The following is an 11,756-nucleotide window of genomic DNA, read 5'->3' on the forward strand; positions in this document are numbered from 1 at the left end:
TTGCGGTTAATAGTCAATTATTATAATTCAATATACAATGCTTATATGAAAGAGTATTTTATTATACAAAAATTACGATATCAATCTTTCAGTGCGCTAAAAAGACAGTAGAAAAAATACCGATAGATCTATGTATGTATAACTCAATTTTATTTTTATAAAAAAAAGAAATATATTATGTAAATAGATAGAAATAAAGATTATTATATATAATGAATGTGTTAATTACATCATTAAATATTGATAAATAAAAAATATTATCTTCATAGAGTTATATGAAATTATAAGCTATTCATAGATAAGAAATAACTATTTGTATGCAAAGGGGTATTATATTAAAATACTATTATTCTTGATAAAGAGGCACGAGATAAAGAGATTGAGCTTGTAACGAATGAGTGTTTGAATACGCACAAAAATTCAAAAAAGCACAACATTTCTATAGCAGAATAATCTTTATCAGTATGAGCGCAACTTATTATAGGCAATTAATTATCCCCATACATTGTAAATCTACTGTAAGACTGCTTTTAATGCTTTAAACTGTACTATTCATAAAATTTATAATATTTGTAGGCTTAAAGCCTCTCATTGTAATCATATATCCTCAGTCTTTTCCATTGTTTTCATTATCTAGAAATTTGTAATCGTCTTTGTTATGCTCCACTAGGATAAGCAGCTTTAAAATGTGCTCGTCCTTCATCCGTAATGGCATCACGCCTCTGTAAACCAGATGTTTTTCTTTCCTTTATTGAATTTGCAAATAAATGGGATTGTTTTTCATCATGAACAGTTACAGAGATTCAACGTTTTTATAAAGATACAGTGGAAAGCATTGACCTGTATCTATTGCATCTAGATTAGGCAAATTCTTAGCTATCAATACAGAAAAAACGCTTCGTGCTCCTATGCCTGTAATTTGTATCATCCTATTTTCAACTTTTTGTCCTATCAGGACTATACGAGGCATTTGGTAAATTCCATCGTTGAGATTCCGATTATAATAAAACCACTGTTGCGTAAAAGGATGATATGAACTCTGAGTGAGGCATGCCTCTTCAAATTCAAAACCTTTCTTCTTATTAGTTCTTGCGTAACATTATAACTCCAACTTATCTTTTTTATATCTAAAGTGACAAAATTATCTACAGCACGTGCACGTGTTGTTCGATCAGCATATGAATAGGTATCGTTAAAACGTTTTACTGCGCTATTATAAAAAGCAATCATATTATTTATATTTGCTGCTCAAGCTCCGCTCTCCAATGTTGCGACAGCTCTTGCACTAAGATGTTTCATCAGAGGTATTTCTACTCCTTTCTTATACATTTTTACCCATACGGCCAGCCCTGCTTATGACGTGCAAGCAAATGATTTTGATTGATTCAAGATAAACAGGTTTGAAATGAGAGAATCTTACGTTATTCGGGATTCTCATTTAATATGCAAAACAGTAAATTATCATTATAAATCAACATCTTGTCTTTCAAAGCCTTTTTATGACTATAAAAAGAGTTTTGAAAAATAAAAAAGCTTTCATTGAGAGCAAAGAAAGAATGTATAAAAAGTATTTTCAATAAAATAATTATATTTGAAGTGCTGATCAAAGCTATTGAGAGTGCAGTCCATAAAATGAGCAGAAGTAGCTTGTTGGTGTATTTTCTAGAAAAATCATGAATGTTCGATTGTTAATTCATCCTTGCTTGGAAAGCTCGCTTCAGTTCAAATAGAAAAAGAGAGAGGTAAAGAGATTTATAGGATAAGATATGCTGGAATTATTCAGTATTAAGATGCAATGAATGTTGCTTATATTTTTCTTTTTTAACTATTTTATGAGAGTGAAAATTTAAATAATAAGAAAATAATTTTATTTATTTTCTTTAAACATTTATTAGTAGATAAAAAATTCTCTTTTAATCTATAAATTAAAAAAATAATGATTTTGTAAAAGCCTTGTAAGCTTTATAGGTTAATTTTAAATATCATGCATTGATTTTGAATTATGCAGATTATTTATGTCAACCATAATAATAGTGAGCATAGACAATGACATTTAATTTTTTCGTCAATTTATTTCTATTTGTTATTTTTTTATTGTTGGTTTCTCAAAGTAAGAAAATGCAATGGAGTCTTTCACTACGTGTTATGCTATGGCTTATCCTTGGCTTGATTTTTGGAAGTGTTTTGCAGTTTATTTATGGAGAGGGTGAAAGCACTTTATTGAAATCCGTTGAATGGTTTAACATTGTCGGTGAGGGCTATATTTTATTGTTGCAAATGATTGTTATGCCACTGGTTTTTATCTCTATCGTTTCAGCAGTTGCTCATTTACATTCTGTTTATGCTGTTGGAAAGATGAGTATAATAACAATTTCAATATTGCTTTTTACAACGGCTCTTTCAGCATTGGTTGGTGTGCTTGTGGTTAATTTTTTTGGATTAACAACCGATGGTTTGGTGCATGAAGGGCAAAATGTTTCTGCTCTTCTTGAAGGTCATATTTCTAAACTTGGAGATATGAATATACCAAAGATGATTTTGTCTATGATTCCTAAAAATCCATTTGCTGAGTTGAGTGGAGCTAAACGTACGTCAATTATTAGTGTTGTGATTTTTGCGTCATTTTTAGGTGCATCGGTTCTTCTTTTAAAGAAAGATGAGCCAGAAAAAGGAGAAAAAGCGCTTTTATTTATTCAAGTGGCACAAGCTTGGATTATGCGGTTAGTCCGTATTGTGATTGCTTTGACGCCTTATGGTATTTTTGCACTTATGACGAAAGTAGGAGCAATATCGCGTATTACAGATATTTTAAATTTACTGGTTTTTATCATTGCCTCTTATGTCGGTATTATTTTAATTTTTGGAATTCATGGTGTATTGCTTGGTATTTCTGGGATTAATCCCTTTCGTTTTTTCAAAAAGGTTTTACCGGTTTTAACATTTGCTTTTAGCAGTCGTTCAAGTGCTGCAAGTATTCCTTTGAATATTGAAGCGCAAACACAGTGGATAGGTGTACCACAATCCATTGCGAGTTTTGCAGCTTCTTTTGGGGCAACAATTGGACAAAATGGTTGTGCTGGTCTTTATCCAGCGATGCTTGCGACCATGATTGCACCCTCTATGGGGATTAATCCTCTTGATCCTACTTGGATTGCTACGCTTATTGGTGTTGTAACGTTGAGTTCTATTGGTGTTGCTGGTGTGGGGGGAGGTGCTATTTTCGCTGCATTGATTGTGTTACCAATTATGGGGCTTCCTGTTACTTTGGTTGCTGTACTTATCTCTATTGAACCGCTAATTGATATGGGACGTACTGCTCTAAACGTGAGCGATTCAATGATAGCTGGAACGGTCACCAGTCAAATATTACGGACAACAGATAAAAGTATTTTTAAAAAATAATTTTAGATTATATTTTTTGGGGCTGTAAAACATCTGTAAGAGATATTTGCGCTGAACCAGGCTGGAGCGGTTTTTGTTGATTGGGATGAGGAGCCCAACCAGAGAGCCAGATGAAAGAAAAATGTGCACGAATACGTCCATCAGGATCACTAAATCGTTGTGCATAGATTTCAGCTGCGCGGAGAAAAAAACGTTTGGATACAGGGCGTCGTGAACGATTTATGAGTGCATTTTGCATTCCCATAGCTTTAAGATCGTGCATAAGGTCGAACATTGTATTATAACGTATTGTGATATCTTCAACGTCTGCTACAGGAAGGGCAAAGCCAATACGCTGTAAAAGAGCGCCTGCATCACGAATGTCGGCAAAAGGGTAGACCCTAGGGCTTGCTCCATCATAAATTTCACTTTCAGCTTGCAGCAGGCTTTCGCGCAATTCTCTTAATGTGCCAGCTCCTGCCATAACAGCAAGAAATAAGCCATCTGGTTTAAGGGTATTTTTTATCTGGCTTAGAACACCAGGGGTATCATTGGTCAATTGTAATGAAAGAAGTGAAACAATAAGGTCACAGTAACTTTGAGGTAAATCAAGAAATTCTCGATGACGTAAATGAAATTTTTTATCATGGCTTTGATAAAGCGGATCGGTCTCAATGCGTTCTATAGAACAAACTTTTCCAGATTTCATTAAAGCTTGCGCAGAAAGGTCTGTATGGCTGTGTAAATCGAGAGCTAATGTAAAGAGGCGATCAACAGTGCTAAGGCGTTTATAGAGATCTTCTGCCATGTGAGAGAGTAAAAAGTCACATCCTTTTTTTGCTTTTTGAAAGGCTCGTTTTCGGAATTGTTCAATGCGGTTATGATCAAAAATTAAAGGATGCGACATATTGTAGAACACTTTCGATCTATGAAAGAATATATTTTGAAAAGGTTCATTATTTGTGCAAGCTCTGTCAAGTTTATAATATGAAAGAAATAAATTTATAGAAGGTAAGAGTTTTTAAAGGAATTAAAATTATAAATTGAGGAAATACAAAGGAACTTTTGTTCTAAGGGAAACTTGTAAAAGCCTAAATTTATAATGTTGTATTTTCGAGAAGCGGCGTTAAATAGCGGAGATATACTAAGTAAGTTCGTTGAACGCTTGAAAACGATGCTTTATCCACCAATTTGTCCTGGATGTAAGCAAAATGTTTCTACTTATGGTACGATTTGCTCCGAATGTTGGAAAGAACTTCAATTTATCACGAAACCTTATTGTCCTGTTATGGGGACTCCTTTTGTTTGTGATATGGGGGAAGGTTTTCTTAGTGGTGAAGCACTCCGTAATACTCATCCTTTTTCACGTGTTCGCTCAGTCATTGTTCATAAAGGGCTTGCACGAACTTTAGTAACGCGCTTAAAATATGGTGATCATATAGAATTGGCATCATTTATGGCCAATTGGATGATGTTTGCTGGACGCGAGGTTATTGATGATTGTGATGTTATTATTCCCATTCCATTGCATTTTCGTCGTTTTTGGGAGAGGCGTTATAATCAATCTGCTGAGCTTGCACGTTATATTGCAGCATCACAAAAAAAGCTTTTAAAACCGAGTTGGCTTGTTCGTTGTCGGCATACCCGTCCGCAGGTTAGTCTTTCTTCGAGAGAGAGAAAACTTAACGTAAAAAACGCTTTTAAGGTTTCGCATAAAGTTAAAAAATATCTCAAAGGATGTTCTGTTTTGCTGATTGATGATGTATTTACAACGGGTGCAACAGTTACAGCAGCAGCTGCTGCATTAAAAGATGCAGGTGCACGACAGGTTGATGTGCTAACATTTTCGCGTGTTCTCAAAGAAGATTCTATTTTTCCCTCTTCTTAAGAGGAATTTAAAATGAATATTATTAAAAAATATTGGAGGATAATACTATGAAAGAGATAATAATTTATACACGTCCTGGTTGTCCTTATTGTACAAAAGCACGTGATTTGCTTAATAAAAAAGGCGTAAAGTATACAGATATTGATGCTTCCACATCCCTTCGCCAAGAAATGGTACAGCGTGCAAATGGACGTAATACATTTCCACAAATTTTCATAGGTGATTATCACGTTGGCGGTTGTGATGATCTTTATGCTTTAGAGGCTGAGGGAAAGCTGAATTCTCTATTACAAGGCATATAATATTTGTAAATTACATATTCTTAAGACCGTTTTGCAAGAAGGAGATAGTTAACGCCCATGTCTTTTGAGCGATTCCAGCTGTCGTTTAATGGGTTATAAGTAATACCTATCTCATCAATGACAGTCAGAGCGTTTTTTGATAAGAAATTTTTAAGTTCTAGAGGTTTTAGGAATTTTTTATAATCATGGGTTCCTTTAGGAAGCCAACGTAGAATATATTCAGCGCCTACAATAGCAAGCCCCCATGCTTTCCATGTGCGGTTGAGTGTTGAGACAAACATCAACCCTTGTGGTTTCAACATTTTTGCTGTAGCTGCTATGAAGAGATTAACGTCAGCGACATGTTCAACAACTTCCATATTAAGGATGATATCAAATTTTTCTCCTTCATTGGCAAGTACTTCTGCTGTCGTCGTGCGGTAATCAATGGAAAGGTCATTTTGAGCTGCATGGGTTTTTGCGACTTCAATATTTGTTTGTGCAGCATCAACGCCTACAACCATAGCACCAAGACGTGCCATTGGTTCACATAACAAGCCTCCTCCACAGCCAATATCAAGAATTTTCAAATTGTCAAAGGGCGTAAGTGAAGAAGGGTCACGATTAAACTCTAAACAGATTTTTTCTCTGATGTAAGCAAGGCGTGTTGGGTTAAATTGGTGAAGAGGTCGAAATTTTCCTTGTGGATTCCACCATTCTGTAGCAATACGTGAAAAATGATCAATTTCACTTTGATCAATAGTTGTTTGTGTTTCATCGATCATGTTGCCTTCCTTTTATTTTTAATGATCAGGTCAAGTAGATTTTATACAAAGTCAAGAGAAATTAATATAATCATAATGAAACTTGCACAAATGATAGATATTCGCTATGTCGAGAAAATGGTTAATTGATACAGCATCTAATTCTCATTACTGTTTGAGATAAGAGATGTAAAGGTAAGAGTGTTATTAATGGCGCGCATTGTCATGAAATTTGGTGGAACATCTGTAGCAAACATTGAATGTATTCATAATGTTGCACGGCATGTCAAAAGAGAGGTTGATGCAGGCAATGAGGTAGCCGTTGTCGTATCTGCGATGGCTGGTAAAACAAATGAACTTGTTCAGTGGACAAGTGATGCTTCCTCTATGCATAGAGATGCTCGTGAATATGATGTTGTGGTTGCTTCTGGTGAACAGGTTACTTCAGGTTTGTTGGCTTTGACACTTCAAGAAATGGGGGTGAATGCACGTTCATGGCTTGGTTGGCAAATTCCTATTCATACAGACAATGCGCATGGCCGTGCACGTATTACTAATATTGATGGATCTTTTTTAATCGAGTGTTTTCAGGAAGGTCAGGTTGCCGTTATTGCTGGTTTTCAGGGGTTATCTCCGGATAACCGGATTTCTACCTTAGGGCGTGGGGGATCAGATACAAGTGCTGTTGCTATAGCCGCTGCTGTACAAGCTGATCGCTGTGATATTTATACAGATGTGGATGGTGTGTATACAACGGATCCACGTATAGAGCCGAAAGCGCGTCGTTTACCAAAAGTAGCTTTTGAAGAAATGCTAGAAATGGCTTCTCTTGGTGCAAAGGTTTTACAGGTTCGTTCTGTTGAATTGGCAATGGTTCATAAGGTTCGTACCTTTGTGCGTTCAAGTTTTGAGGATCCTGATGCGTTAGGCATGGAGGATCCAATGAGTTCTTCTGGAACACTTATTTGCGATGAGGATGAAATTGTGGAACAACAAAATGTTACTGGTATTGCTTTTGCTAAGGATGAAGCACAAATTTCCCTTCGGCGGCTTGCTGATCGTCCAGGGATCTCGGCAGCAATTTTTGGTCCCTTGGCTGAAGAACGCATTAATGTTGATATGATTGTGCAAAATATTTCTGAAGATGGCTCAAAAACTGATATGACTTTTACGGTACCATCATCAGATGTAGAAAAAGCCGTTACACTTCTTGAGAAGAATCGCAAAGAAATTGGATTTGATGTTCTCCAATTTGAAAGCGATCTCGCCAAGGTATCTGTGATTGGTATTGGAATGCGTAGTCATGCAGGTGTTGCCGCTACAGCATTTAAGGCTTTGGCTGAAAAGGGTATTAATATTCAAGCAATTACGACCTCAGAAATTAAAATTTCTATTTTGATTGATAGTGCTTACACTGAACTTGCGGTTAGAACATTACATGCTGTTTATGCACTTGATAAGGGATAAGTATTTTTTAGTTTCAACAGAGTTTCAATAACGTAAAGCTTTAATATATAATTAATAATTTTTGTTAAGGATAATTTATATTTTAAACTTAAATGGAATATTTAATACAGCAGAACTCTCTTATTTTAAACTTGTTCATGATGAATTTAAAATGGTCACTTATATATTACAAGAGAAAGATGTTTAGGTAAAAAACTCTGTTTAAGAAGGGATATAAAATATGCCGTCTATAAACGTTTTAGAACCTATAGAGTGGGATGGAGAAGACTTATACGATAAGCCTTAATAGAACTAAGGAACAATGCACTGCGTTTATTCAAAGAATGCATGTTACATGAGGGACAGCCTCGTGAATACAGATTTAATATTATAAATCTTAGAGAAATGGGCGCTCATTGGATTAGTGACGGAATTACCAAAAATAGAATTGATGATGTATTTTCTAGAGATGTTTAGTTTGTCATCAAATGATTGTTTATGACTTTATGTATATCTTGAAAATTTAATTTTTTCCATATTATGAGGCAATAAAAAAATATATCTTTATAGACAATATTTATGTTGCACTATAAGTTATAAAATTACCATATCTTATGCGTTTATAGCTTATTCAGAAGTACTTTTCATAAAATCATGTAAATATAGATCAAAATTAATGATAATGTTACAGTGTGTTGCTTTTATGATTTTATTAATTAAATTTTTTTTCATGTCTATTTCTCTTTTTTGAATTATGATTAAGATTTTCAAAGTTTTGATACCTCCATATGTTCTTTAGGTTAACTTTCTTCCCTTAACTACTCTATTATAAGTATTTTCTGTGTCATACTGCCAATCACACATGAAATACATTCTTTCGTTTTTGCAGTATATTGTGCTAGTTTCTTATCATATTTACATATTTTGCAAATGGTGGTCTTTGTAAGCAAAACTCTTCTTGTATTTTATGTGGCGTTGTATAATTTGAAAGTCTCGAAAATATTGCTTTTTAAATTATCTATGAAGAGTATTTTATGGTATCAAGAAATATAGAGCGAGCTCTTTAAACAAAAAGAAAATAAATATCAAATAAGAGCGGAAAAAGGGGAGAACAACGATATATATGCTCTATTTTTCCACCAATCATATGTTTTAGAATAGTCTAAATGACTAGGATTTTCTTTTTTCCCGCGAGTTAATTACGTAAACTAGAGTGCTCCCTATGGAAGCATGCTTCAAGTTTAATTCTTTCATGGAGTGAGACAAGCGATGTGTCGATGATAAAAAACGGGAATATTTTTCCACTCCATTGTCAATCTAGTAGTAATGTTATGACGTTGTTATTCCAAAAAAATCTTTTGTTTTTTGTTACCTGTATCAATATCTAATATCAGCGTAGATGCATGTTTGACGATATATATTGAGACGGGTAAGGGGACTACGAGCAACTCCTGTTTTTGTATGCCAGATAGGAACAAGGATGTTGCGTATACCTGTTGGGGTAATTTCTGAAATGGAGATAAAACCTAATTGGGGGAGAATATGAAGCCATAAAAGTGAAAACCAACTTCCATTTTACAACTTCCTTTTAATTCTGCTTTACAACTTTCAAAGGGGTTGACAGCAATATCTTTTAAATAATGGATATTACACATTGGTTCACGTTTTTGTTTATTGCGTTATTAAATCATATATGCCTTTCACGTAAAAAAAACGCTATTATAGTGCCAATTTACGCGCTTGTTTTAAAGAAATATTTCTCCCCAAGCCCATTACGGCGTTTGTGGATGGTGTAACGTAAAATTTATTGGGGCCCCATCTCCTTCTTAGATCAAAGGTGTCAGTTGGTCGTCATCATTTAATTTTTAGTTTTCGTGTTGAACAGCTCTTGTATGGATATGATGAAGCATTCTTATTTCTTTCCTCAATAATCCATATTTCTCTTCGGCTTGTGACGTGTAAGCGAATAGTCTTGATTGATTCATCATGTACAGATTTGAAATGAAAAAATCATACGATATTTGAATTTCATTCAAGATTTATAATGATAAATTAAATATTTTTACCCAAAAATAATGTGCTTTTTAAGAAGATAAAATTAAAGTTGTTTAGAATACCGGCAATAAAATCAGTAACGAGGAGGGTGGTTTATTGGAAAAAAATAAACCATGGAATTACTTAACTGATTATTGAACTTTGCTTATTCTTATCTGTTTCGTATAATTAAACATAAGATATTGATTCATAATAATTAATTTTTTCTTTATAGTGAATAATAGTCTCGACGAAAGGCAGCTTTTATGAAACCACGAAGCCTTTTATATTGAAACAATTAAAATTATTTCTGTGCACAACATGAGTGGAGCTGGTGCATGAGTAAAAGAATATTGAAGAAAGGAATAAAATATCTCTTATAAGACTTCTTAAGAGTCAAAGGTGTTTCAACATTAGAAGCTCGTAAATAGTATGATGATGTTAGTTTTCTCCTTTATAAGTGTAAAGATGAGGCGAGACAACAGCTTTTACATTAAATATCGTCCGAACCCAACAAATGAGCGAAATCGCTTTTTAAAAGTTCTGCATAAAAATGTATTTTCAGTTAGTTTGTTAGGAACTATGAGAAATTCCTTTATTGCGCTTAATATAAATAAATCCATATCCCAGACCAATAAGAGCAGATAAACCAGAGCCACAGAGGACCCCAATTTTTGCCGCATCAAGCAGAATAATATCTTTAAAAGCGAGCATTGAAACAAAAATAGACATTGTAAAGCCAATTCCTGCTAAAAAACCAATGAGTAAAACGCCTGTCCAGGTCATATGAGGGGGGAGGCGGCATATCCCTGATTTTACAGCTATATAACTGGCAGTGATAATACCAAGAGGCTTACCGATGAAAAGACCAATGACAACACCCAGAACAATCAAGAATGATTTGTCAGAAGAAAGATCAAAGTTTGCAAAACTTACTCCTGCATTTGCGAAGGCAAAAACTGGCATGATACCGTATGCAACCCATGGATGCAATGCTTTTTGAACACGTGTTACTGGGGCGATCATGGCCCGTTGTCCTTTGCGCATCTTTTTCAATGCTGTTGAAATATGATGCAGATCTGTTTTTGTATTTTTTTCTTGAAGAATTTGCATAGCGTTACTGAGCATGGTGAGTGGCGCTACAAGAGTACGGGTAGGAAGAACGGGAGTCATCATCCCTAAGATTACGCCAGCAAGCGATGGGTGAACGCCTGTTACCATTAAACCCCACCAAATGATTGCACCAGGTAAAATGTAAAGCCATGCTGATGCAAGCCCGATCCACTGAAAAAATAGTACCAAAGCAATACCCGCTCCTGCAATCATTAAACCACTAGGATCAATGTTTGTTGAGTAGAAAAAAGCAATAATAAGAACAGCGATAATATCGTCAATAATTGCTAATGATAGAAGAATAATATGAAGATTAGAAGGAATTTTTTTTCCTAGAAGAGCAAGAATACCTAGAGCAAAGGCAATATCTGTTGCTGTTGGCACAGCCCAACCGCGGATATGTCCTTCGTTAAAATTGAAGATAAAGTAAATAATTGCAGGAACACAAACGCCCCCTATTGCAGCAACAATTGGTAAGATTGCTTGTTTAAAATCGGCAAGAGCACCTTCATGAATTTCGCGTCGAATTTCCATTCCAGCGACGAGAAAGAAAATAGTCATAAGGGCATCATTAACCCAGAAATGTAAATCCCATGAAAGAGTGAAATGACCCAAATTAAAGCCAAGAGGTGTATGCCAAAAAGATTCATAGAAAGCAGCATATTTAGAATTGGCAAAAATAAGTGCAGCAGCAGCAGCTAATAAAAGAACAACACCACTAAGAGCTTCAATATGGAGAAAACGCTCGATAGCAGAAAGCGCTTGATTAGTGACACGAGAAACGCGATTAGGCAGGCGATTTGAAGATAAATCAGACATGAACAACTCCAAGCATCGTCAATTTTAGAT

At 34.9% G+C, this 11,756-nt stretch carries 7 protein-coding genes and 1 pseudogene; 4 read left to right on the forward strand and 4 right to left on the reverse strand.

Annotated features, from left to right (window positions below; genetic code table 11):
- Positions 1–793: 793 nt before the first annotated feature.
- A pseudogene (locus ACFIK2_RS07485) lies at positions 794–1,024 on the reverse strand (type ISP restriction/modification enzyme); the annotation flags it as partial.
- Between the two features lie 1,022 nt (positions 1,025–2,046).
- Between ACFIK2_RS07485 and ACFIK2_RS07490 the strand changes: the two are divergent.
- Entirely contained in the window at positions 2,047–3,402 is a 1,356-nt protein-coding gene (locus ACFIK2_RS07490) for an L-cystine transporter (protein WP_375612078.1), read from the forward strand.
- 7 nt (positions 3,403–3,409) lie between these two features.
- Here ACFIK2_RS07490 and ACFIK2_RS07495 read toward each other — a convergent pair whose 3' ends face one another.
- Positions 3,410–4,288, reverse strand: a complete 879-nt coding sequence (locus tag ACFIK2_RS07495; RefSeq protein ID WP_375634704.1) for a methyltransferase — start codon at positions 4,286–4,288, stop codon at positions 3,410–3,412.
- Positions 4,289–4,483: 195 nt separating this feature from the next.
- Between ACFIK2_RS07495 and ACFIK2_RS07500 the strand changes: the two genes are divergently transcribed.
- Both ACFIK2_RS07500 and grxC read left to right on the forward strand, forming a co-directional pair.
- On the forward strand, positions 4,484–5,269 hold the full coding sequence (locus tag ACFIK2_RS07500; protein ID WP_375634703.1) for a ComF family protein: 786 nt from the start codon (positions 4,484–4,486) through the stop codon (positions 5,267–5,269).
- Between the two features lie 47 nt (positions 5,270–5,316).
- Positions 5,317–5,571, forward strand: coding sequence for a glutaredoxin 3 (grxC, locus tag ACFIK2_RS07505; RefSeq protein ID WP_375618441.1), 255 nt, complete (start codon positions 5,317–5,319; stop codon positions 5,569–5,571).
- Between the two features lie 20 nt (positions 5,572–5,591).
- Here the strand turns inward: grxC and ubiG are convergent, their stop codons facing one another.
- The gene (ubiG, locus tag ACFIK2_RS07510) at positions 5,592–6,335 is read right to left on the reverse strand and encodes a bifunctional 2-polyprenyl-6-hydroxyphenol methylase/3-demethylubiquinol 3-O-methyltransferase UbiG (protein WP_375633543.1); all 744 of its coding nucleotides are present in this window, start codon (positions 6,333–6,335) and stop codon (positions 5,592–5,594) included.
- A gap of 189 nt (positions 6,336–6,524) precedes the next feature.
- On the opposite strand from ubiG, the gene ACFIK2_RS07515 reads away from it, so the two are divergent.
- On the forward strand, positions 6,525–7,781 hold the full coding sequence (locus ACFIK2_RS07515; protein WP_375633544.1) for an aspartate kinase: 1,257 nt from the start codon (positions 6,525–6,527) through the stop codon (positions 7,779–7,781).
- Between the two features lie 2,586 nt (positions 7,782–10,367).
- Here ACFIK2_RS07515 and nhaA read toward each other — a convergent pair.
- Positions 10,368–11,726, reverse strand: coding sequence for a Na+/H+ antiporter NhaA (nhaA, locus tag ACFIK2_RS07520; RefSeq protein ID WP_375636598.1), 1,359 nt, complete (start codon positions 11,724–11,726; stop codon positions 10,368–10,370).
- Positions 11,727–11,756: the final 30 nt, after the last annotated feature.

Origin of the sequence: Bartonella sp. AP88XZML, from assembly GCF_042195565.1 — a bacterium.
Classification (GTDB): Bacteria; Pseudomonadota; Alphaproteobacteria; order Rhizobiales; family Rhizobiaceae; genus Bartonella.

What these genes read in the sequence shown, in the direction of transcription:
- ACFIK2_RS07500 (WP_375634703.1), top strand. Translation starts at nt 4,484, where the DNA reads ATGTTGTATTTTCGAGAAGCGGCGTTAAATAGCGGAGATATACTAAGT.
- nhaA (WP_375636598.1), bottom strand. Translation starts at nt 11,726, where the DNA reads ATGTCTGATTTATCTTCAAATCGCCTGCCTAATCGCGTTTCTCGTGTC.
- ACFIK2_RS07495 (WP_375634704.1), bottom strand. Translation starts at nt 4,288, where the DNA reads ATGTCGCATCCTTTAATTTTTGATCATAACCGCATTGAACAATTCCGA.
- grxC (WP_375618441.1), top strand. Translation starts at nt 5,317, where the DNA reads ATGAAAGAGATAATAATTTATACACGTCCTGGTTGTCCTTATTGTACA.
- ACFIK2_RS07515 (WP_375633544.1), top strand. Translation starts at nt 6,525, where the DNA reads ATGGCGCGCATTGTCATGAAATTTGGTGGAACATCTGTAGCAAACATT.
- ACFIK2_RS07490 (WP_375612078.1), top strand. Translation starts at nt 2,047, where the DNA reads ATGACATTTAATTTTTTCGTCAATTTATTTCTATTTGTTATTTTTTTA.
- ubiG (WP_375633543.1), bottom strand. Translation starts at nt 6,335, where the DNA reads ATGATCGATGAAACACAAACAACTATTGATCAAAGTGAAATTGATCAT.